23 protein-coding genes and 1 tRNA gene are annotated in these 22,095 nt (G+C 58.6%); 11 read left to right on the forward strand and 13 right to left on the reverse strand.

The window, feature by feature from the left end; translation table 11 throughout:
- Positions 1 to 54: 54 nt before the first annotated feature.
- The 3 genes from pyrC (at position 55) to AC13C8_RS14100 (ending at position 3,454) form a co-directional block, all read left to right on the forward strand.
- The gene (gene pyrC / locus AC13C8_RS14090; RefSeq protein WP_482847940.1) at positions 55 to 1,095 is read left to right on the forward strand and encodes a dihydroorotase; all 1,041 of its coding nucleotides are present in this window, start codon (positions 55 to 57) and stop codon (positions 1,093 to 1,095) included.
- Between the two features lie 20 nt (positions 1,096 to 1,115).
- Positions 1,116 to 1,796, forward strand: coding sequence for an orotate phosphoribosyltransferase (locus AC13C8_RS14095; protein ID WP_091431040.1), 681 nt, complete (start codon positions 1,116 to 1,118; stop codon positions 1,794 to 1,796).
- Positions 1,797 to 1,954: 158 nt separating this feature from the next.
- Positions 1,955 to 3,454, forward strand: a complete 1,500-nt coding sequence (locus AC13C8_RS14100) for a replicative DNA helicase (RefSeq protein WP_091432517.1) — start codon at positions 1,955 to 1,957, stop codon at positions 3,452 to 3,454.
- Positions 3,455 to 4,286: 832 nt separating this feature from the next.
- On the opposite strand, the gene AC13C8_RS14105 is transcribed toward AC13C8_RS14100, so the two are convergent.
- Positions 4,287 to 4,362, reverse strand: a tRNA-Thr gene (locus AC13C8_RS14105).
- A 47-nt stretch (positions 4,363 to 4,409) separates the two neighbouring features.
- Positions 4,410 to 6,071: an ABC transporter permease gene (locus tag AC13C8_RS14110; protein ID WP_482847941.1), complete on the reverse strand. Its 1,662-nt coding sequence runs from the start codon at positions 6,069 to 6,071 to the stop codon at positions 4,410 to 4,412.
- Positions 6,072 to 6,160: 89 nt separating this feature from the next.
- Between AC13C8_RS14110 and AC13C8_RS14115 the strand changes: the two genes are divergently transcribed.
- Positions 6,161 to 7,036, forward strand: a complete 876-nt coding sequence (locus AC13C8_RS14115) for a hypothetical protein (protein ID WP_091431044.1) — start codon at positions 6,161 to 6,163, stop codon at positions 7,034 to 7,036.
- Between the two features lie 52 nt (positions 7,037 to 7,088).
- Here AC13C8_RS14115 and AC13C8_RS14120 read toward each other — a convergent pair whose 3' ends face one another.
- Positions 7,089 to 7,346, reverse strand: a complete 258-nt coding sequence (locus AC13C8_RS14120) for a DUF2312 domain-containing protein (protein WP_091431046.1) — start codon at positions 7,344 to 7,346, stop codon at positions 7,089 to 7,091.
- 154 nt (positions 7,347 to 7,500) lie between these two features.
- Here AC13C8_RS14120 and AC13C8_RS14125 point away from each other — a divergent pair, with 154 nt between their 5' ends.
- Positions 7,501 to 7,716 (forward strand): hypothetical protein, encoded by a 216-nt coding sequence (locus tag AC13C8_RS14125; protein WP_091431048.1) that lies wholly within the window; start codon positions 7,501 to 7,503, stop codon positions 7,714 to 7,716.
- A gap of 28 nt (positions 7,717 to 7,744) precedes the next feature.
- On the opposite strand, the gene AC13C8_RS14130 is transcribed toward AC13C8_RS14125, so the two are convergent.
- The 8 genes from AC13C8_RS14130 to AC13C8_RS14165 all read right to left on the reverse strand — a co-directional run bounded on the left by AC13C8_RS14130 (position 7,745) and on the right by AC13C8_RS14165 (position 16,693).
- Positions 7,745 to 9,838: a 3-hydroxyacyl-CoA dehydrogenase NAD-binding domain-containing protein gene (locus tag AC13C8_RS14130; RefSeq protein ID WP_482847944.1), complete on the reverse strand. Its 2,094-nt coding sequence runs from the start codon at positions 9,836 to 9,838 to the stop codon at positions 7,745 to 7,747.
- Between the two features lie 165 nt (positions 9,839 to 10,003).
- Positions 10,004 to 10,216, reverse strand: a complete 213-nt coding sequence (locus AC13C8_RS14135; RefSeq protein WP_091432520.1) for a hypothetical protein — start codon at positions 10,214 to 10,216, stop codon at positions 10,004 to 10,006.
- Between the two features lie 67 nt (positions 10,217 to 10,283).
- Positions 10,284 to 10,610 (reverse strand): TraR/DksA family transcriptional regulator, encoded by a 327-nt coding sequence (locus AC13C8_RS14140; protein ID WP_482847946.1) that lies wholly within the window; start codon positions 10,608 to 10,610, stop codon positions 10,284 to 10,286.
- 95 nt (positions 10,611 to 10,705) lie between these two features.
- Positions 10,706 to 11,704: a FliM/FliN family flagellar motor C-terminal domain-containing protein gene (locus AC13C8_RS14145; RefSeq protein WP_482847947.1), complete on the reverse strand. Its 999-nt coding sequence runs from the start codon at positions 11,702 to 11,704 to the stop codon at positions 10,706 to 10,708.
- A 58-nt stretch (positions 11,705 to 11,762) separates the two neighbouring features.
- Positions 11,763 to 14,474 carry an ATP-binding protein gene (locus AC13C8_RS14150; protein ID WP_091431056.1) on the reverse strand — a complete coding sequence of 904 codons (2,712 nt, stop codon included), beginning with the start codon at positions 14,472 to 14,474 and terminating at the stop codon, positions 11,763 to 11,765.
- A complete protein-coding gene (locus tag AC13C8_RS14155) occupies positions 14,474 to 14,788 on the reverse strand; it encodes a hypothetical protein (protein WP_482847949.1) in 315 nt (104 codons plus the stop codon). Before AC13C8_RS14155 ends, AC13C8_RS14150 begins: the two co-directional genes overlap by 1 nt.
- Before the next feature lie 54 nt (positions 14,789 to 14,842).
- Complete coding sequence (locus tag AC13C8_RS14160; RefSeq protein WP_091432523.1) at positions 14,843 to 15,211, reverse strand: response regulator transcription factor; 369 nt, start codon at positions 15,209 to 15,211, stop codon at positions 14,843 to 14,845.
- 141 nt (positions 15,212 to 15,352) lie between these two features.
- Positions 15,353 to 16,693, reverse strand: coding sequence for a short-chain fatty acyl-CoA regulator family protein (locus AC13C8_RS14165; RefSeq protein ID WP_482847951.1), 1,341 nt, complete (start codon positions 16,691 to 16,693; stop codon positions 15,353 to 15,355).
- A gap of 387 nt (positions 16,694 to 17,080) precedes the next feature.
- Between AC13C8_RS14165 and AC13C8_RS14170 the strand changes: the two genes are divergently transcribed.
- The 6 genes from AC13C8_RS14170 to aat all read left to right on the forward strand — a co-directional run bounded on the left by AC13C8_RS14170 (position 17,081) and on the right by aat (position 21,304).
- Complete coding sequence (locus AC13C8_RS14170; RefSeq protein ID WP_091431060.1) at positions 17,081 to 17,362, forward strand: glucose-6-phosphate isomerase; 282 nt, start codon at positions 17,081 to 17,083, stop codon at positions 17,360 to 17,362.
- 173 nt (positions 17,363 to 17,535) lie between these two features.
- Positions 17,536 to 18,078, forward strand: a complete 543-nt coding sequence (locus AC13C8_RS14175) for a LuxR C-terminal-related transcriptional regulator (RefSeq protein WP_091432526.1) — start codon at positions 17,536 to 17,538, stop codon at positions 18,076 to 18,078.
- Between the two features lie 103 nt (positions 18,079 to 18,181).
- Positions 18,182 to 18,580 carry a hypothetical protein gene (locus tag AC13C8_RS14180; protein ID WP_091431061.1) on the forward strand — a complete coding sequence of 133 codons (399 nt, stop codon included), beginning with the start codon at positions 18,182 to 18,184 and terminating at the stop codon, positions 18,578 to 18,580.
- 200 nt (positions 18,581 to 18,780) lie between these two features.
- Entirely contained in the window at positions 18,781 to 19,278 is a 498-nt protein-coding gene (accB, locus tag AC13C8_RS14185; RefSeq protein WP_091431063.1) for an acetyl-CoA carboxylase biotin carboxyl carrier protein, read from the forward strand.
- A 10-nt stretch (positions 19,279 to 19,288) separates the two neighbouring features.
- Entirely contained in the window at positions 19,289 to 20,641 is a 1,353-nt protein-coding gene (accC, locus tag AC13C8_RS14190) for an acetyl-CoA carboxylase biotin carboxylase subunit (RefSeq protein WP_091431064.1), read from the forward strand.
- A 6-nt stretch (positions 20,642 to 20,647) separates the two neighbouring features.
- On the forward strand, positions 20,648 to 21,304 hold the full coding sequence (gene aat / locus AC13C8_RS14195; protein ID WP_482847952.1) for a leucyl/phenylalanyl-tRNA--protein transferase: 657 nt from the start codon (positions 20,648 to 20,650) through the stop codon (positions 21,302 to 21,304).
- Here the strand turns inward: aat and AC13C8_RS14200 are convergent.
- Entirely contained in the window at positions 21,268 to 21,627 is a 360-nt protein-coding gene (locus AC13C8_RS14200) for a DUF2155 domain-containing protein (protein WP_482848176.1), read from the reverse strand. The two genes, aat and AC13C8_RS14200, sit on opposite strands and share 37 nt — an antisense overlap.
- The gene (gene mlaD, locus AC13C8_RS14205) at positions 21,627 to 22,082 is read right to left on the reverse strand and encodes an outer membrane lipid asymmetry maintenance protein MlaD (protein WP_091431066.1); all 456 of its coding nucleotides are present in this window, start codon (positions 22,080 to 22,082) and stop codon (positions 21,627 to 21,629) included. The genes AC13C8_RS14200 and mlaD overlap by 1 nt, the downstream gene beginning before the upstream one ends.
- Between the last annotated feature and the right edge of the window lie 13 nt (positions 22,083 to 22,095).

The raw sequence follows: 22,095 nt of genomic DNA on the forward strand, positions 1-22,095 counted from the left end.
CATTCGCCCGAATCATCTGGCACGAAACCAGTTGCTGCGCTATGCCCTGTGCCGATGACCCAGACCCTGACACTCCGCCGTCCCGATGACTGGCACTTGCATCTGCGCGATGGTGAGATGCTGAAAGCCGTCCTGCCCGAAACCGCGCGTCATTTCGCGCGCGCCATCATCATGCCGAACCTTGTGCCGCCCGTGGTGACAAGCTCCGATGCCAACGCTTATTGCGACCGCATCATGGCCGCACTGCCTGCCGACATGCGCTTTGAGCCGTTGATGACACTTTATCTGACCGAGGACACAGACCCGGCAGATGTCGCCGCCGCCGCGACCCGTGGACTGGTGAAAGCGGTGAAGCTTTATCCCGCCGGGGCGACAACAAACTCCGCCTCTGGCGTGCAGGATTTCGACAAAGTCCGCCCGGTGTTCGAGAAAATGGCCGAGATCGGCCTGCCTCTTTGCGTCCACGGTGAAGTCACCGACGGCGACATAGATATCTTCGACCGCGAAGCCGTGTTCATCGACCGTGTGCTTGATCCAATCCGCCGCGCGACCCCCGGTCTGAAAGTGGTGATGGAGCACATCACCACCAAGGATGGCGTGGACTACGCGCGCGCCGAAGGTGACACGCTGGGCGCGACGATCACCACGCACCACCTGATCATCAACCGCAACCACATCTTGGTCGGCGGTATCAAACCGCATTATTACTGCCTGCCCGTCGCCAAGCGCGAAACGCACCGCCTTGCCCTGCGTGAAGCGGCGACCTCGGGCGATGCGACATTCTTCCTTGGCACCGACAGCGCGCCGCATATCGACCCGTTGAAAGAAAACAGCTGCGGCTGCGCAGGATGTTTCACCGCCACCAACACCCTGTCCTGCCTTGCCGAAGTGTTCGAGGCCGACGGCGCGCTGGACAAGCTAGAGGCGTTCACCTCGCTGAATGGCCCCGCTTTCTATGGCTTGCCCGTGAACGAAGACACCATCACGCTGACCAAGGGCGACCCCGTGAATTATCCCGCGATGATCGCTACAGGGGACGGTCCCGTGACCGTATTTGATCCGGGCTTTCCGCTGCACTGGCGGGTTGACGCATAACAAGAACAAGGACGCTGCCCATGATCCCTTCGACCTTCCCCACCAAGGATGAGATTGCCCGCCTGACCGCGCGGATGCTTTTGGAAATTGGGGCCGTGAACTTCAATACGGACGAGCCATTCACGCTGGCCTCGGGCCTGCCCAGTCCCTCCTATATCGACTGCCGAAAACTGATCAGCTTCCCCCGTATCCGCTCAACCCTGATGGATTTCATGGCGGTCGAGATCATGCGCGAAGCGGGGTTCGAGGCGTTCGACAACATTGCAGGCGGCGAAACCGCGGGCATCCCTTTTGCCGCCATGGTTGCCGAGCGTCTCGCCCTGCCCATGACATATGTGCGCAAGAAGCCGAAAGGGTATGGCCGCAACGCCCGCATCGAAGGGGCGATGGTCGAAGGCCAGCGCGTTCTGTTGGTTGAAGACCTGACCACGGATGGTGGCTCAAAACTCAGTTTCGTCGATGCGATTCGCCAAACCGGGGCGACATGCGGTGCAACCGCCGTGATCTTCTATTACGACATCTTCCCCGAGACCGAAAAAACCCTTGGCGATCATGGTGTTCAACTGATCCACCTGTGCACATGGTGGGATGTTCTGGCTGAAGCGAAAGCCCAAGGCGCGTTCACGACCGAGACTTTGGACGAGGTGGAGCGCTTCCTGAAAGACCCGCGCGCCTGGCAAAAAGCGCGTATGCAGGGCTGACGCACATCACCATCTGTATGGACTGTTTTGCGCGACCCCACCAAATCTGGTAGGGTTGCGTATGTTTCCGACTTATCCACACGATAATCACAGAAACATACATTTTGCCTTGGACCATCCCGAGGCGCTAAACAATCCCCCAAAAGGGGCAGGCAGTCATGAACGAGATCAGCAGTATTCCTCCGGGCGCTAAATCCGGCGACGCCAGCGAAGGCGTGCAGGACGCCCTGCCCCATCACATCGAAGCCGAACAACAGCTTCTGGGCGCGGTCCTGACGAACAACGACGTCTATGATCGGGTCGCCTCGATCATCAATGCGGGTCATTTCTACGAACCCGTCCATGCCCGCATCTGGGAAATCGCCGCCAGCCGGATTTCAAAAAACGCACTTGCCAGCCCTGTGACGCTGAAAGCGTTCATGGAAGATGACGAGGGCCTGAAGGAGCTCGGTGGACCCGCCTATCTGGCGCGACTTGCGGGCGCAGCAATCTCCAGCTTCGCCGCGCGTGACTATGCACAGATGATCTATGACCTGGCGATCCGGCGCGAGTTGATCCAGCTGGGTCAGGACATTTCGTCCAAGGCACAGAAGGTCGATATTTCGTCCGAACCGAAAGAGCAGATCGTCGAGGCCGAACAGGCGCTCTATAAACTGGGTGAAGCAGGCCAGACAGATTCCGGATTCCAAAGTTTTTTGAAGGCCGTGACCGACGCGGTTCACGTCGCCAACGCCGCCTATCAGCGCGAAGGCGGATTGGCCGGTGTCTCGACCGGGCTTGCCGATCTCGACAACAAACTGGGCGGGCTGCACCCGTCCGACCTGCTGATCCTTGCGGGCCGCCCGTCGATGGGGAAGACCTCGCTTGCCACCAACATCGCGTTCAACGTGGCGAAAGCCTACAAGAAAGGTACCCGTCCGGATGGCAGCGAAGGTGCCATTGACGGCGGTGTCGTCGGGTTCTTCTCGCTCGAAATGTCGGCCGAACAGCTTGCCGGACGGATCCTGGCCGAAGCCTCGGAAATCTCGTCTCACAAGATCCGCCAAGGCGACATGGACGAAGGCGAATTTCGCCGGTTCGTCAACGCGGCAAAGGAACTGGAAAGCTGCCCACTTTTCATCGACGATACGCCCGCGCTGCCGATCAGCCAACTGGCTGCCCGCGCCCGCCGCCTGAAACGCACCCATGGCTTGGACCTTCTGATCATCGACTATCTGCAACTCTGTCGCGGCACGGCCGAAAACCGGGTGAACGAGATCGCCGAGATCTCGATGGGCATGAAAGCAATCGCCAAGGAGCTCAATATCCCGGTCATCGCCCTGTCGCAGCTCAGCCGTCAGGTCGAAAGCCGCGACGACAAACGCCCGCAACTGTCAGACCTGCGCGAATCCGGGTCAATTGAGCAGGACGCAGACGTTGTCATGTTCGTGTTCCGCGAGGAATACTACAAGGAACGCGAAAAACCCGGCGACCACGAACTGGACCGCATGGCCGCCTGGCAGGACGAAATGTCCAGCCTGCACGGCAAAGCCGAAGTCATCATCGGCAAGCAACGCCACGGCCCCATCGGCACGGTCGAACTGTCCTTCGAAGCCCAGTTTACCCGGTTCGGAAACCTCGTGCAGAAATGGCAGCAAAGCTCGGACAGCGGGTTCTGATGGCGATCACTGGGGTGAACCACATCAACCGGTCGTGTCTGACCTTTCGCGCTCGGTTCACTTCTTCATGGATCTTCTGGGCAACTGCTGCGCGCGGATTGGTCAAGCGGCGCGTATCTTGAACTTGGCGAGCGTTGGCTTTGCCTCACCCCATCCGCCCAGCCGATTACGCCGCGCACAGATTATTCACTCCTCACTTTTTCCCGTAAACTAGACCACTTCGAACCGCTCGCCGCCAGTTCACCGGATGGCCACCCGGCAAACCGACCGCTCACAATCTGGCGCAGGTAATATCAGGGCAATGACAAACACCTAATCCGTGAGGTATTCGCGACATTTCTTGAACACACGATGCAGGTGGGAATGGACGTTCCTTAGAAGACCTTCGCAGTCAGGCCAATGACCGCGCCCTGCCGGTTCCGTTCCTTGATGATGTGTTCCCCGACATGCCCGTCGGCCGCCGCCCAAAACAGTACGCCATGGGGCAAGATCATCTAACCGCCGTGCGCATGTGCGACGACTGCAAAGCGCCCCGTGAGGGCAGAGACGTAACTCTTAACCGCGTGATTGGAGTGGCGTCACACAACGCGTTTCCGCCAACCGCTGGTCCTTCAGGAAACAGGCGGACCCTAAACCATCGGAGCAAACCGACGGCAGTGACTCCTTTCTGCGTGCATCGGCAGGAGCGGTCCGCGTGCATGTGCAGCGGGCCGCTTTTTGCTGAGCGAGTCACCCGCAAGCTGCCCTGCTGGATATCTGCTATATTTGGAACCACACCGCTTTGGCAAGCAAGGCCAGAGGTCTATAAGTTTCTGTTTTTATTTGTATATTCTGGTGCCCCCACACGGACTCGAACCGCGGACCTACTGATTACAAATCAGTTGCTCTACCAGCTGAGCTATAGGGGCACTGCTGCGCATTTAAGGGGTTCTGCGGGCGGGTTCAAGCAAAAGGTTTAGGGTCGGCTTGCCCGGGCCATCAGGGCCACGGCGCACAGGCCCACGGCGATGACCATCAAGGCCGGTGGGGCGGCTTGGCCGAGTTGTTCAAGCGATGCTTGCTCATAGACCCGGGTGGCCAGAGTGCCATAATTGAAGGGGCGTAACAGTAGGGTTGCAGGCAGTTCTTTGACGCTGTCGACGAATACCAGCAGCAAGGCCGTGCCGACCGAACTTCTGATCAGGGGAACATAGACCTCGGACAAGGCACCACGCGCCGATCGTCCCAGTGATCGTGCCGCCATGGGCAAGTTGGGGGAAACACGTCCAATGGCCGCGTCTGCGGCCCCTTGCGCAATGGCAAAGAAACGCACGCAATATGCATAGACCACGGCAAAGGCCGTCCCGGTCATCATCAGACCCGGATCCCAGCCTGTCACCGCGAGCACGCCATCGGCCAACATATTGTCCGTCGCCGCCATCGGGATCAAAATACCGATCCCAAGCACAGCACCGGGTGCGGCGTAACCAATCGTGGTCAACGGCATCAGCTTTCGCGGCACAGGATGCCCGGTCAAACGAACGCCATACACCAGAAACAGCGCAGCGGCGACCGTTACAACGGCGGCGATGCCGCCTACCGTCAGAGTATGCCAGAGCGCCGAGAACAGTCCGTTTGACAGCCAATATTCCGGTTTGGAAATGGCATGACCCAACAGCACGAAGACTGGCAAGACGAACCCAACTAAAAACGGAATGGCGCAGGCAATCAAAGCCATGATGCCGGGCACAGGCCCCAGCGCGCGCGCCTCGACCGGACGGCTTTGACGCGACATGCGGTAAAAGCGGCTGCGGGATCGGCTGATCTTTTCCAGCGCGGCCAGCAGGAACACGAAGACAAGGATCACCAATGCGATCTGCGCGGCCCCTCCTGCGTTATGACTTTCCAGCCAGACCGTGAAGATACCCGTGGTCAAGGTCTGGACCGCGAAGTAATCCACAACTCCGAAATCAGACACCGTTTCCATCATGACGATGGCGACCCCTGCGGCGATGGCTGGGCGCGCCAAGGGCATCCCGACGCGCCAGAACCGCGCAAATGGCCCTGCGCCCAAAGCGCGCGCAACCTCATAGGCGTCACCTGATTGTTCGCGAAAGGCGGCACGCGCCAACAAAAACACATATGGGTTCAGGGCAGCGGTCAGCACCAGAACGGCAGACCAACGCGACCGGATCTGAGGAAACCAGTAATCCGCCGAACTTTCCCATCCGAACAGGGCGCGCATCCCGGTCTGAACCGGGCCTGCATATTCCAGAAAATCAACCAGGGCATAGGCGCCGACATAAGCGGGGATCGCGAGCGGTGTCAGCAACAACCATTCCAACCAGCGGGCGCCGGGAAACCGATACATGGTGATCAGCCATGCGGATCCGGTGCCGACCGCCGCCGACAACGTGCCCACGGCCAGGCTCAGCAACAGCGTGTTTGAAACATAGCGCGGCAGTGTCGTATTCAGAAGGTGCGGCCACGCGTTCTCGGCCGGGGTCATGGCCAGCCAGACGATCGACAGGATGGGCAAAAGAACCAACAGCGCGATCACAATCGCCCCGATGGACCAAAGGTCTGGCAAGCGGCGGTCACGGCGTTGTGTCGCAATCTGAGTCTTTTGGTCAGTCATCAATTGTCCGTTTAGCCTGAAACAGGTTTAACTGTCCAGAAATCCAACATATGTTTCATGGGGTCGACTGCAAAAAAGGCCAGTTCTGAATGCAAATCTGTTTCCACCTTGGCGCCCACTGCACGGACGACGACCAGTTGACAAAATCGCTGCTTAAAAACAGTGGGCAACTGGCGAAACTCGGGGTCGCTGTTCCCGGTCCCGGTCGGTATCGGGGGCTGTTGGCCGACGCGCTGGTGAAGCTACAGGGTGCACGCGCCGATGACGACACGCAGGAAATGTTGCTGGATACCTTGGTCGATAGCACGGACGCCCAGCGGCTGGTCCTGGGCCACAAGAACTTCTTGGGCGCGCCGCATCGCTCGATTGAGAACAACCAACTCTATCACCTTGCCAAACGCAACACGGCTTGGATCCGCAACCTGTTTGCCAATCACGAGGTCAGTTTCTTCATCGGGCTGCGCAACCCGGCCACCTTCGTACCTGCCGTCCTGAGTATGGTGCCCGCCGCTGACCGCGCGTCCCTGCTGGCCCAGATTGATCCGCATAGCCTGCGGTGGTCCGACATGCTGCTGACGATCCGGGAAGCCAATCCCGCCACACCAATCATCGTCTGGTGCAACGAAGACACACCACTCTTATGGCCCGAGATCATGCAGGTGATCACGGGCGTAAACGACAGTAAACCGCTGGATGGGGCGCTGGATATTCTCAGACCGATCATGACTCCAGACGGGTTTCAAAGGATGCTGGATTATCTGGGAAAAACCGAGATCCCCAGCCCACAACAGCGCCGGCGGGTAATCGTCACATTTCTCGAGAAATATGCCATCCCTGACGAAATCGAAGAGGAAATCGACCTTCCGGGCTGGACTGAGGCGATGATCGACGACCTGAGCGATGCCTATGATCGAGATCTTGATCAGATCGAGCGGATCGAAGGAGTTACCCTTCTGGTAACATAGGCAAAAAACCCGCCAGATTGGCGGGTTCTCTCGTCTTCACGCGCGGCCGGACTTACATGCCCAGCGCTTCCTTATACATTTCCAACACCGCTTCTTCTTCGGCGATGTCATCCTTGTCGCGTTTGCGCAGCGCGATGACCTTGCGCATGACCTTGGTGTCATAGCCACGCGCCTTGGCTTCGGCCATCACCTCTTTCTGCTGATCTGCAAGGTCTTTCTTTTCCATATCCAGCCGCTCAATCCGCTCTATGAATTGGCGCAGTTCGTTGGCGGTTACGCGATAGCTGTTATCGGCCTGAGTGTCGTCCATGTGATCCTCTTCTTCGGGTTGCCTCTGACTAGCCAATCCCCCTGTCCGCTTCAAGAGCGGCAGATGCCGCGAAATTGTGAAACGGCAAAGCGCCGCCGGGGTTGCACCGATCCGCGTGGCGCGTTAGGCGATCGTCATAAGAACGGAGGACGCCATGGATTGGCTGATCATCATCGGAGCGGTCATGTCGCTGGTCGGACTGGCTGGATTGCTGGCCAGTGCGTTCAAGGTCATGAAGGCAAAGCGCGAAAATCTGGACGACGCCGCCCTGCGCGCGCGGGTTCAGAAAGCGATGGCCCTGAATATGGGCGGATTGGCCTTGTCCGTGATCGGGCTGATGTTTGTGATCCTGGGCGTTTCCCTGTCCTGACGCCGGGCGCTGTCCGCGGCACCACCTATCAATCGTCGTTCAGATCACTGAAATGCCGTCCGTTCTTGATCAACTCGTCGAACAGCGGGGATGGCGCCCAGAATTTTGGCTCTTCCTCCTGATAGGATTTCAACGCATTCTTAACCGTCAACAACCCACGTTGGTCGGCGGCCATCATTGGTCCCCCGCGAAAGCGCGGGAACCCATAACCATACAGCAAGACCACGTCGATATCCGAAGGGCGGAGCGCTACACCTTCGTCCAGCAGTCGCGCGCCTTCATTGACCATGGCGCTCAGGCATCGCTGCTGAATCTCATCATTTGAAAAGGCGCGCGGGCTAATGCCTTTTTTGCGCCTCTCATCCTCGATGATTGCCAGTGCGTCGTGATTTTCCACCGGCCCAAGCCCGTGGCCATGCACATAATAACCACGGCCGGCCTTCTGACCGAACCATCCTTGTTCACACATCCGGTCGCCAATCGCCACATAGCGGTCGCTTGGGTCACGGGTCGCGGCAAGGCGCTTGCGACGTGCCCATGAAATATCAAGCCCCGCCATATCAAGAACCTGATACGGCCCGACCGGAAAGCCATAAGCCCGCATCGCCGCGTCGATCTGCGCGGGGCTCGCGCCGTCTTCCAGCATGAAATCTGCGGCCAGACGATACGCCGCCAGAACGCGGTTTCCAATGAATCCATCGGCGACACCGGCCCGCACCGGCACTTTTCGAAGCTTTTTCGCCAACGCAAATCCGGTGGCAACCACATCACGGTGGGTTTTTGCGCCCACGACAACCTCAAGCAGCTTCATGATATGGGCGGGTGAGAAGAAGTGATACCCGACAACATCCTGCGGACGCGAAATCGTCGCGGCCAGCGCATCAATATCCAGATATGACGTATTGGTCGCCAGAATGGCACCGGGGCGCATGACCTTGTCCAGTTGTTGAAACACATCGCGCTTGACGGTTTCATCTTCGAACACTGCCTCGATGACCAGATCAACTTGGGACAGATCGGCCATGTCGGTGGTACCGCGCAGGCGGGCCATACGGTCGTCTGCTGCGGCCTGATCAATGCGCCCCTTGCCAACCGATTTCTCATAATTATCCCGGACTCTGTCCACTCCGTGCGCCAGACCGTCATTATCCCGTTCGACCAGAGTGACGGGAAAGCCTGCATCAAGACAGGAAATCGTGATGCCCACCCCCATCGTGCCCGCACCAACAACCCCAATGGCTGACACATCACGCAGCTTGGCCCCTTTCAACTCGGGCACTTTTGCTGCGCGTCGTTCGGCAAAGAACGCATGACGCAACGCCGTGGCCTCAGACCCTCGTTCGCAATCATCGAAACATTGCCGCTCCAAAGCGATGCCAGCATCAAACGGCAACAAAAGGGCGGATTCGACGCAATCGACAATGCACCGGACCGAGGGAACAAAGTTCCCGGCGACACGACCACGCCAGGACTTGATCGCTTCGGTGTATCGGACAGGATCCGCGAACCCTTCACTTCGCTCGCGCGTGGGGCGTGTCGGGGTCTCTTGCGCAATCATGTTCTTGGCAGATGCCAGCGCTGCCCGGTCAAGATTCTTGTGAATCACCTTCTCGATCAAGCCCATCTCGGCGGCCCGATCTGCCGAGATGGGCTTGCCGGTGATCATCAGATCAAGTGCGGCGTTCGCGCCAGTAATGCGCGGCATCCGTTGCGTCCCGCCGCCACCTGGCAGCACACCCAGATTGACTTCAGGCAATCCCATGATCGCATCGTGCAGCGCAATGCGATAGTGACAGGCCAGAGCCAGTTCAAAACCGCCACCCAGCGCGTGACCGTGGATGGCCGCCAGCACCGGTTTTTTGCAGGCTTCGATCCGGGCGCAGACATCCGACAGGATGGGGGCCGCCCGTGGGCGTCCGAACTCACGCACATCGGCGCCCGCCGGGAAGGTTTTCCCCTCAGCAGACAGGACAATGGCCCCGACGCGGTCGTCTGAATCGGCACGTTCAAACGCGTCCATCAAGCCCTGCCGGACCACCTGATTCAGCGCATTAACGGGTGGATTTGAAATCTTGATGAGGGCGACGCCATCCTCGACGTCATACTGAACCTGTGCTGTCATCTGCGCCTCCGTCCCTGCCTGCATTCAGTCGCCAGATAAAAGCGCCTTTTGTCAATGGTCTGGGGGCGAAAACTGATCACTTTCGACCAGCCGGTCGACAATGCTGCAAGCAGAACACTGCTTGGGTGGCACGCGTCCGCTTGACCGGTCGCGCGCTTGTTCCGGTCAGACCGGCATATTATCGAACAGATCGTCGGCGTCATCATCCTCAAGGTCGGCTTCAAACTTCCGGAAATCCTCGGGCACCGGCTGGCCGGTCTTTTCCAACTCCGAGATTTTCTCGCGCAGCTGTTCTTGCAACACATGACGGTCTTCGGGTCGCTTGGCGATTTCGTCCAGGATCATGCTGATCGAGGCTTTAAGCTCTTCAAATGCCATTTTCTCCTCCAAGGTTCGTGATGATGTGTTCGGGTTCGTTACTCCATGTCAGCACCAAACGGGTGCGTCAGGCGTGTTTCGCGGCGCAATCGCGGCAGAATGGTGTATGCGGCACAACATCAAGGCGTTCCGATGAAATCTCGGTGCCGCAGGTCATACAGAAGCCAAACTCGCCTTCGTCGATCCGTGCGAGCGCCGCTTTGATCTTCACAAGCTCATCCTGCCCGGAAGCCCCCAAACCTTCAAGCACTTCGTCCTCTTCACGCTCGACAGCCAGTTCTTCCCAGTCCTTTGAGCTATGGCTCTCCAGTTCTTCTTCGATCTCGTGAAGCCGCGCATCCAACTCTTTCTGGCGCGCCTGCAACATGCTTTGGTACTTGCTCACATCAACCATGGCGTTTCTCCTTCTCGGCCTGATACTGGAACCAAGCAATGCAGGTTGCTTTGATGCAGGTCAAGCCGACCACTGACGGTTATAAAGTGAGGTATTTATTGGCTTTCGGGGGCCAATACTGGTTCCGCATCAACACCGTCTGAACCGGCTGACAATGCGGTGGTCTGTTCGGGTTGGGCGGACAGGCCCGGAACATGCAGGTCGGCACGCTGCGCAGATGGATCCATCTCGATCCGAAGCGCCCGCTGGCCCGCCGCCTGACCGAGCCGACAGGTGGCACGTATCTGCCCGGTCAGGTCTTCCAGCTCGACGGTGTCAAGCACGTCTCGGGTCAAAGTGATCACCATGCCAGGGGCCAATCCAGAAACATTGTCCAGCGACATGCGAACTCGATGTAAAATGGCATGCAATTCAACTCGTGCGCCGAGTATGGCAGGCGGCGTTTCAGACGGCTTTTCCGGTCCTGCGCCAGATCTATGCGCAGCGGGTGGCTTGGTCGCGTCAAATGGCAGCAGAAGTGTCAGATGTCCCTGCTTGCCGCCGTTGCCCAGATCAAGAACCGCCCGATATCTCCGATACGCAATATCAGGCAAAGCCATCTTGGCAGCGCGATAATCATCCAACTGGAGCGCAAAACGGAACCCATTGCAAAGGCTTGCCACCGGCAGCTGGGCCGCGGTCAGAGCCCTTTCCAGCCCTTCCAGCACAAGGTCAAAGAAATCCGCGCACATGGCCGCATCGGTTCGCGTCGTCGGGCGGGGGTGCGCAGGGCTGGGCAACACGCGCCCAATTGTTTGCATTTCAATCACCGCGGCAATCAGATCAGGGTCCGCAACCAACAAGCCAAATCGGCTGTCAGCCCCTTCCGCGATGGCAAGCAGATCGTGCTCGGCAATGTCGCCGTCCAATACTGACAAGACGACACGGTCTTCGGTCACATCGGTCGCGTTGATCGAAAGGCCGGCGGTCGCGTCCCCTGCGCGCGCCAAAGCCTTGCCCAGAGCCACAGCGGCTGTCACCGGCGGGATCTCGGGTGGCGGGCGGCGCGCACCTGCCTTTTGGCGGATCGCGCTGATCTGATCGGGGTCAGCCATGTCTGGTCCGTTCTGGTCGTATAGCATCAGACCTGACAAAACAAAGTTGACAATACGTTTAATTCAGTCCGCGATGCGGTATTTTTTCAAGCGGCAGCGTGACCCGGAACGCCGCCCCGCGTTGGCCCGGCAGATAGGTAATCGCCCCGCCCAGCCTGTCCATGACCTCGCGGCAGATGGCCAGCCCCAGACCTGCCCCACCCGCAGCGGCGTTGTCTGTCAACCGAGAAAACTTCTCGAAGATCATCGCCTGACTTTCAGTAGGAATGCCTGATCCGTTGTCCACGAAATCAAGCCGCAAAACGCTGTCCCGCACGCTGACCCGAATGGTCAGGCGCTTGTATTTGGCATCCCCGTATTTCGCCGCGTTGGCAATCAGATTGATAAACACCTGCGCCAGTCGGTCTGTATCTGTGGCGACGATGATCTGTTCGCGCGCGTGATCGCGGTGGATGCGCAGATCTTCAGCAACGATCAGCGACTGCGTGGCAGCCACGGCGCGGTCCAGAACTTTCGACAGGACTTCACGTTGCGGGTTCAATTGCACCTGCCCGTGTTCAAGCACACTGAGATCAAGCAAATCATCCAGCAGCCGTGTCAGGCGCAGCGCCTCATCATGAATGATCGAGGCATGTCGTCCAGCGGCTTCCGCGTCGGTGACACCCCCATCGCGTAAAATCTCGGAAAACGCGCGGATCGAGGTCATGGGCGTTCGCAATTCATGGCTGATCTGGCTCAGGAATGCGTCTTTCTGGATCGACAGCTGCGTCAGTTTTTCATTGGCCGCCGAAAGCTGTCGCGCGGTGGTGGTCAGTTCTGATTGTTTTGCCTCCAACTGCGACGAATAAACCAGCATTTGCTGGGTTTCATCCGCCACGGCCATCAAATCATCGACGGACACCGTGGCCCCCCCCATGATCTGAGCAATCATTGCATGAGCCGTTGCCGCGCCAACCGAACCGGAAAGCTCACGCTCTAACAGCGCAATGAAATCAGGGGTCGTATCGGGCAGATACCCTTCCTTCCCTTGCGCACTGGCCTGGGTCTGAAACAATGACTGCGCGGCATCTGCCCCCATGGTGCGTTGAGCCATCACAAGCAGATCCTCGGCAGCAGCTGCCGGAAAAACGCCACCCTGCGTTTGGTGAGTATGATCCAGCACATTGACAAACTGCGCGCCTTGCAAACGTTCCAATGGACCTGGAAATGAGACAAGCGACACGCCAATAAAGGCAAAGCTGTTCAGGATCATCGACCAGAATACAGCGTGGACGACCGGATCCAACCCGGTGACACCAAACAATGCCTGAGGCTTCAGCAATGCGATTCCCAATGGCCCTTCGGCCAGCAGGGTCGCGCTCATCAAGCCCGCTTCGCCGAAGCTGGGCAGAAACAGGGTGTAGGCCCAGACGGCGAAACCGGTGACAAGCCCGGCTGCCGCACCGTTGCGCGAGGCTCCTCGCCAAAGTAAGCCACCGGCCATCGCGGGCAAAACCTGTGCGACGCCCGTGAAGGAAATCATCCCGATTGCGGCCAGCGCCGTGCCGCCGCCAGACATACGAAAATACAGATAACCCAACACCAGAACGCCGATGATCGACAACCGGCGCGCAGCCAGAAGCACCTGACGCACATCGCCCGACACGGTGGCTTCTTCGGGCCTGATCGACAACCAGATTGGCATGATGATATGGTTTGACACCATCGTCGCCAAGGCAATCGAAGCCACAATCACCATGGATGTGGCCGAACTGAACCCCCCAAGAAATGACAGCATCGCCAAACCGTCCCGATCAAAATGCAAAGGGATGGTCAGAACGAACAGGTCCGGGTTTTCACCTGCTGGCAAGGTGCCAAGACCGACCACGGCAATCGGCACGACGAACAAGCTCATCAGGAACAGATAGGTCGGGAAAGCCCAAGAGGCGACGGCAAGCTGGCGCTCTCCGGGGTTTTCCACCACCAGCACATGGAACATACGCGGCAGGGTCAGAAATGCGGCAGCGGACAGGAAGGTCAGCCCGACCCAGCGCCCACCGGTGATGGTCCACGCACCGCCGGGGGTGGCCTGCATCGCCTCGTCAACTGCAAGCGCGATATTGACCGGCCCACCACCGACGCCCCAAACGACGAAGACTCCCACGGCCAGCAGGGCGACCAGCTTGACCACGGCCTCGACCGCGATGGCGGTGACAACCCCGTGGTGGCGTTCGTTGACATCAAGGTTTCGTGTCCCGAACAGGATGGTGAACAACGCCAGACCGCCCGCCACCCAAAGGGCGGTGGCATCCATATCGGGAACGTTCCAGCCCGCCGACCGATCGCGCGCAAAGACCGAGAAGGCCAGTGTAACCGACTGCAACTGCAAGGCAATATACGGTGTGGTTCCGATGACCGCGATCAGCGTCACGATCACCCCAAGAAGGTTTGACTTGCCATAACGCGACGACAGCAAATCGGCGATTGACGTCACTCGCTGCGCGCGGCCAACCCGAACCAGCTTGCGCAAAAACCACCACCAGCCGATCATCACGAGGGTCGGCCCCAGATAAATGGTCACAAACTCAAGCCCGGACCGCGCGGCATACCCGACCGCACCATAGAAGGTCCAGGCCGTGCAGTAGACCGACAGTGACAAGGTATAGATCAGCGGAGAACTGAGAAACCGGTTCTTGTTGCGCGCCGCACTGCGGTCAGCGGCAAACGCCACCAGAAACAAGACCATCACATAGAGCAAGCAGACCGCGACCAGCGTATTGAAGCTGAGCATCAGTCACGTCCCTCGCGACGCGGTGCCGGTTCCGACGGATCGTCTGGGGAGGGTAATGACAGATCATCGTTCGGGTTTTGCGACATGTCGGGCCAGCGGGTCAGCCCCCGCGCGATGACCGCTGTTGCGACGATCAGACCAAACCATGCAAGGAACAAATACATCCCCTGTGCAGCGGTGCCAGCCCCCCTGGCCAGCAACGGCAGAAGAAACAGGAACACGCCCAAAATCGGCAAGAGCCTCGCGGCATCCTCCAACCGTCGCCGCCGATAGCTCTGGCGCGCCAGAAAAAGGGGTTCACGCCGAAACCTCATGCTAGGTCCGCCCGTTTAGGCAATATGGGGGTCCTGCGGTACGGCATCGCGTTTCTAACCCGGCACAAGCTCGTTCAGGGTGTCGACGACTTCGGCGTTTGAGAATGGCTTGGTCATGAAACGGTTCACTCCAAGCCGCTCGGCCTGTTCGCGATCGGTGCGCTGCCCCCGGGCCGTCAGCATCAGGACAGGCAATCGGCGCGTCAGGTCATGCGCGCGCAACTCCTGCAGAATGTCATAGCCAGACCGGCCCGGCAGCATGACATCAAGAATCAAGGCGTCGGGTCTGGCGTCCAGCACGGCCTGCACGGCTGTCTCGCCATTGGTATGCGTTTCTACCAACCAGCCATCTCGACTTAGGATGAAACTGATCGCCGCGACAATATTTGGTTCGTCCTCAATGACGAGCACCTGTTTTGTCATCTGTCCCTCCGCTCGGGCGGCTTTCGCCACGCCCTTGCGAATGAATATCGACAATGCACACACCCATGTCAAAACAAACCAAACCCGATTGACGCCGCAGCATCGCTTCAACCCGTGCGAAAGGCTCGACTTCTCGCGGCATCACGTGGGGTCTGCGGACAGAAGCGACGCCTCGCGTCGGGCGGCGCACTCCCTCCGCGGGCAGAGGCGGCAGGAGGAACCTACAGGCAAAACCGGACCTTCCAGATTACTTATTCGCGTCTCATCCAGGGGTTCGATTAACATGAACGCTTCGTGCACCGGAGGGAGGTCAAAGCGTAACGCCTGTCGCGGCAGACAGATGGCCTGACACAGAAACCTGCGCGGTGTTGGTCCCGGCATCTCAACCACTGTGCGCAGCGGATGCCCCGGACGGCTAAGAGCCTGATACAGCGGCCAATAGGAACAGGCCGCCCCAAAGCGCGGCAGCGAAAAACCGGGCAATGGTTTGCGCAAAAACAACGCGCCCGATCCGTCGCATGACACAAGCCCGACTGCCTGATGGTCATCCCCAGCAGGAACAAAGGCCAAACGACGCATGACCGCGGGTAATGATTGATGAAAATGGACTGCCAGTTGGCTTGGATCGCCAGCGGTTTCGGTTCGCACTTTCTGAAACACGGACAGCGGCATTGCCGCAGCATCTTCGACATATTGCTGAAAGTGGTGGCGTGTGACGTCTTTTGCGGACGAGGTTTGCAGACTGTCCACCTGCGCAATCAGCGCGTCAATTCTTGCCGCAACCTGATCTGGCGTCGCACCGTCCAGCCCTTCGAGTTCGGGAAGATGGTGATCCCGACGATCAAGAAATGCGGACAGTTCCTCGCCCGGCACGACTGGCGCCATGTCGCGATCCGCGCCCGCGTCCAGATATTGGACCAATCCTTGCGCTGCGTTGGAAAGGCGCCGCCCCTCGTCGCGCATATTGCCCATGAAGCGCAACTTCCACTCCGGGTCGATGTCTCCACCTCCGGTCAGAATGCCGACAGTCGACCGGATTGCGGTGACAGCCGAAATAACCTCGTGCAAGGAAGCCGCCAATTCGGGATCGTGGGTTAACCGGTCAGACAGGGCTTCGACCAGTTGCTCGAGATCGCGAATGCGCTGATGTTGGGCGGCGACCAGCGCCGACCATCCCGGAAATCGTCCTGCCAGGTCTTCGGATCGATGCAATTCCGGTGCCAATTCGGGCATTCTTTGCCCGGCTTCCTGAAGCGCGCCCAACAGTGCGACTTCGGCCCCTTCGGTCAGTGATCGGGGGTCGGTATTGAGTTCACGCGCAATGTCTTGCAGCAACTTGCCCCCGGCCCGGCGGCGGTTGTGTTCAATCAGGTTGAGATACGCCGCAGAGATACCGACGGCCGCAGCGAGTGCTGATTGCTTCTGACCAAGAAACAATCGGCGCTCGCGAATGCGGCTTCCTGTCAGACGGGACTGTGGCATAGCAACTCCGTTATCGTTTTCCCGGCCGGATCACCGCCATGGCTTTACAATAACATTGATCTCTTTCTCGCCCATTTACAAGAAATCTGTTTTATCTTAGCGGCTTGTGATGTACTTTTCAGCACTGAGCAAAGGTATGATCGGTGTATGTAAAGCCTCGGCGGTGCCGCCACAACCTCTCATCGAACATCTGAAATGTCGAATGTTTCAGACTGTGATCGCCGTTCTGGCGTGAAAAACGGCTGGTTTAACGAGCACTGTAAGAGGAAGCCAAACATCCTTGGCGGGTTCCCGCCGCTTCCTGCCCGTGCGACCCGCGCAACATTCCCTTGCAGCTACAATTCCTTACAAACTAAGGTGAACTCATGATTCATCCAGGAGGATACTATGAAGAAAGCCATTTTGACCCTCGCCAGCGTTGCGGTGCTGGCACTGCCCGCTTGCAGTCGCCCGCTGACCGATCAGGAAAAAACAATTGTTGGTGGTGTGGCAGGGATTGGTGCCGGGCTGATCACCGCTAACGCCATCGGTGCCAACAAGAACTGGACCGTGCTGACGACCTTGGCCGGGGCAGCGGCTGGTATCATGGTTGCGCGCAACTACCAGACCAACCAATGTGCCTATTCCAATGGCGACGGCACCTATCGCACCCGTCCTTGCCCTGTCTGATCGGCATATAATTGAACACAATGGGCGCGTCTTCGGGCGCGCCCCTTTTTTTGGAGTTTGTAACGCGCTGCCCAATCGGGCTGGTCTTGTTGCATGAAACTTCCTGCACTGGCCTTTGTCACCCAATATTGCAGTCAATTGAATTGCTGCGAAACCTTTGGCAGGATGTAACAATGACGCCTATGGATCTTGCCTTCATGCACGCACCGACCGGATTGGCGCTGACCGAAAACCGGATCGTGCGGCAGTGCAATCTGCGCTTTGCCGAGATGTTCGGCGATCAGGTGGACGCTTTCACGGATATGCCACTGGAACGGCTATACCCGTCCCTGAAAGACTATGAGAAGGTCGAGCGGGTTGGTGGCGACCGGCTTAGAAAAACTGGCCGTTATGAAGACGAGCGCATCATGCGCCGCCTGAATGGCGATCTGTTCTGGTGCCGCGTGCGTGGCACCAGCCTGACGCCGGAAACGCCTTTCAAACAAGGGGTCTGGAGCTTTGCAGATCTCTCTGCCGAACGTCCTGTCGTGGCATTGACACCAAGAGAACGAGATGTAGCGATCCTGACTTGCCAGGGCCGCACATCAAAAGAAATAGGCCTGATGCTGAACCTCAGCTATCGCACGGTTGAAGCCCACCGCGCGCGGCTGCTGCAAAAATTCGGAGCACGCAAGCTGCCCGAACTGGTGGCGAAATTCTCGGGTATGCCGCTCTAGAGGTTCGCCATTCCTCGTTTCCGCGTGTCCCGATTAACGCTTTCGAAAGAATACTTAATTATTCTCGAAAACGGTGGGGACTGACCGAAGACGGAGCAAGACGATGGAATTCACGATACCAGCCCCGTTGGGGGCACAGGCCAGTTTGCTGGCCAACACGCCGGCGCGCAAGCCGCCCGACAGCTCGAAAATCGAAGCCGCGCCGAACGCCGGGAAGGCCCGCGCGGACATGCATAACTCGAAAAATCCCAGCGCGGCTTCGCAAGCCCGGGATAAGGCTGCACCGACATCATCAGAGGTTGAAATTGAACCTGACACATTGGCCGGACCGCCGCCCAGCTTTCAGGTGAATATCCTGGAATTGGACCAGAAATTGCAGCAAAAACTGGCCCGACTTGAAACTGAACGTGCACGCGACCAGCAGGATGATCGTATCGGGACGGCGTCAGCGGACGATGACAACTCAACACCATCAGGGATGTTGACGATACCACATCCATAAATGGCTGAACGGACAGACCGGACCATCCTTCAACGCGTTGGAATACTCCTACCAACCAACAGTGTTTCACAAAAATCTGTGGCTCAGGCTTTCCACGAGCCACTTTAATCGCTTTTCTCCCTTTACCTGGCGTCCTATAAGCGTTGCAATCATGCATTGCCTGCGCGAACACTGGGCAAAATAAACAAGGGTGAGGACCCATGACGAAAAAACATCATGAAAATGACGTGTCCTTCATCGAGGCACTGGCAAAAATCCTACAGGAAAATGACCTGTCCGAAGTCGAGGTCATGCGCGACTATGGTGAAAATGACAGTCTGAATGTCCGCGTCAGCCGCGCAAAAGAAGTTGTCCAGATTGCTGCACCGGCCCCCGCGCCGGCCATGGCAGCCGCCCCGGCACCATCACCTGCGGTTGCGGAGGCAGGCGGCACCGCGCGCGCGTCGGACGATCCGGCAAGCCATCCGGGTGCCGTCCCATCCCCGATGGTCGGCACGGTCTATCTGCAAGCCGAACCGGGCACGCCTGCCTTTGTCAGCATCGGCGACAAGGTTGAGGAAGGGCAGACCCTTCTGATCGTCGAGGCGATGAAAACCATGAACCAGATACCGGCACCGCGATCGGGCACGGTCAAACGCATTCTGGTCGAAGATGGTGCCCCCGTTGAATTCGGCGCACCCCTGATGATTATCGAATAAGGGACATCACATGGCCCATTTCGACAAGATCCTGATCGCCAACCGCGGAGAGATTGCCCTGCGCGTCATCCGCGGCGCACGCGAGATGGGAATAAAGACCGTGGCGGTCCACTCGACCGCGGACGTGGACGCAATGCATGTGCGCATGGCGGATGAAAGCGTCTGCATCGGCCCGCCGTCCAGCACCGACAGCTACCTGTCGATCCCTGCAATCATCGCGGCCTGTGAAATCACGGGCGCACAAGCGGTGCATCCGGGCTATGGCTTCCTGTCCGAAAACGAACAATTCGTTCAGGTTTTGGAAGATCACGAGATTACGTTTATTGGCCCGTCTGCCGAGCATATCCGCATGATGGGGGACAAGATCACCGCCAAGGAGACTGCGATCAGTCTGGGCATCCCCGTCGTTCCGGGATCTGAAGGCGGCGTGCCCGACCTTGCGACGGCCCGCAAGGTGGCCGGCGAGATGGGCTATCCGGTGATCATCAAGGCCACCGCTGGTGGTGGTGGACGTGGCATGAAGGTTGCCGAGACGGCTGCCGAGATCGACACGGCCTTCTCGACCGCGCGGTCCGAGGCCAAAGCCGCGTTCGGCAATTCCGAAGTATATATGGAGAAATACCTCCAGAAACCACGCCATATCGAGGTGCAGGTGTTCGGAGACGGCCAAGGTAACGGTGTGCATCTGGCCGAGCGGGATTGCTCGCTTCAGCGGCGTCACCAGAAAGTCTTTGAAGAAGCCCCCGGCCCCAGCATCAGCCCCGAGGAACGCGCCCGTATCGGTGGCATCTGCGCCAACGCCGTGGCCGAAATGGGCTATCGCGGCGCGGGAACGATCGAGTTTCTTTATGAAGATGGCGAGTTCTATTTTATCGAGATGAACACTCGCTTGCAGGTCGAACATCCTGTGACCGAAGCCATTTTCGGCGTCGATCTGGTGCGCGAACAAATTCGCGTCGCGGAGGGTATGCCGCTGTCTTTCGGGCAGGATGACCTTGAGGTGAACGGTCACGCGATCGAGATCCGCATCAATGCCGAACGCCTGCCCAATTTCTCTCCGTGTCCCGGCAAAATCACCCAGTATCACGCGCCGGGTGGGTTGGGCGTGCGGATGGACAGCGCGTTGTATGATGGCTATTCGATCCCACCCTATTACGACAGCCTGATTGGCAAACTGATCGTGCATGGGCGTGACCGGCCCGAGGCACTTGCCCGGCTTCATCGCGCCTTGGGCGAGTTGATCGTAGATGGCGTCGAAACCACGGTGCCTCTTTTCCACCAGTTGCTGGCAGAAAAGGACATCCAAACCGGCAATTACAACATCCACTGGCTGGAACGCTGGCTGGACAAGAACCTGGGCTAGGGGCCATTGGCCCCGCCACACGACCCGCCGCCCCTGAGTGCCGATCTTCTGCTGCGCGCCTATGCTATGGGGGTGTTTCCCATGGCCGAAGGTCGCGAAGATCCGCGCGTCTTCTGGGTTGATCCGGAAGCGCGTGGCATTTTCCCTCTGGATGGGTTTCATATCTCGCGCAGCCTTGCACGCAGCATTCGGCGCTGTCCGTTTCAGGTCTCCTTGAACAGGGATTTTTCAGGCGTCGTGGCGGCCTGTGCAGAGCGCGAAGAGACTTGGATCAACACCACCATCTTTGATCTATACAAGCAGCTGCATCACATGGGCCATGCCCATGCGCTGGAGCTGTGGGACGGCGACGCTCTTGTCGGTGGTGTCTATGGGGTAACGCTTGGACGGGCATTCTTTGGGGAAAGCATGTTCTCGCGCCGCCGGGATGCGTCAAAGATCGCGCTGGCCTATCTGACCCATCACCTGTCGAATACAGGCTTCACCCTGTTCGACACGCAGTTCCTGACGCCACATCTGGCCAGCCTGGGCGCGATCGAAATTTCAAGAAAAGACTATCACGACATGTTGGAAGCCGCGCTTTCACATGGCGTTGCCGACATCACGTCGAAACCGCTACCCGACGCTCAGTCTGTGGTGCAGCGCAGAACCCAAACGTCATAGCGTTGATGATCCAGCGCGTTGAGTGCAGGAGATGAGGCAATCATCCAGCCTTCAAACGTGGTCTGATCGTCGTTCCCATCCCGGATCACAAGCCACGCATATGCGTCACCTGACGGGTTATCGGTGGGATAGCGGCATTCGCCCAACGTCACGCGAAGCCTGCCCAGTTCGACCGTGTCACCCACCTTCATCGAGAAGTCGATGGGCGTGCCTGATACCTTGTCCAGACCGCGCAACAGGGCACCGGTCGCCTTGCCCGTTTCGGCGCTGGCGGGAAAGCTGGTGGCGATCAATGCAACGGCCGTGATGGCAGCGCGAAAGATCACTTCGTGTCCTCGCTGCCGGCGACATATTTCAGCAAAAGCTGAACAAGGCTGACGGACCCCTGCGTGTCCTCAATCTCGGCCCCCGGTTCCAGGTTGAACGGCGAACCACCGGGCAGGAGTTCTACATAGGACCCGCCCAGCAACCCTTCCGACGAGATGATGATGGCGGTGTCATCAGGCAACGCCACATCGGACTGCACGGTGAACGCTGTGTCCGCGCGATAGGTTTCCGGGTTCAGGCTGATACCTGTGACCGTCCCGACCTTCACGCCACCCAGACGCACATCCGTGCCGACCGAGATACCATCTGCGGTTCGGAACGAAGCCGAATAGCTGTTGCTGTCACCCGACCCTGACAGACCAACGATTTGACCGGCATAAAGGAAAAATCCCACAGCAGCGGCCAAAACCACGCTGCCGGTGACGACTTCTGTTGTGTGGCTATCGCTCATAGCAGCCCCTTTC

This window comes from Aliiroseovarius sp. B-4, assembly GCF_056857795.1.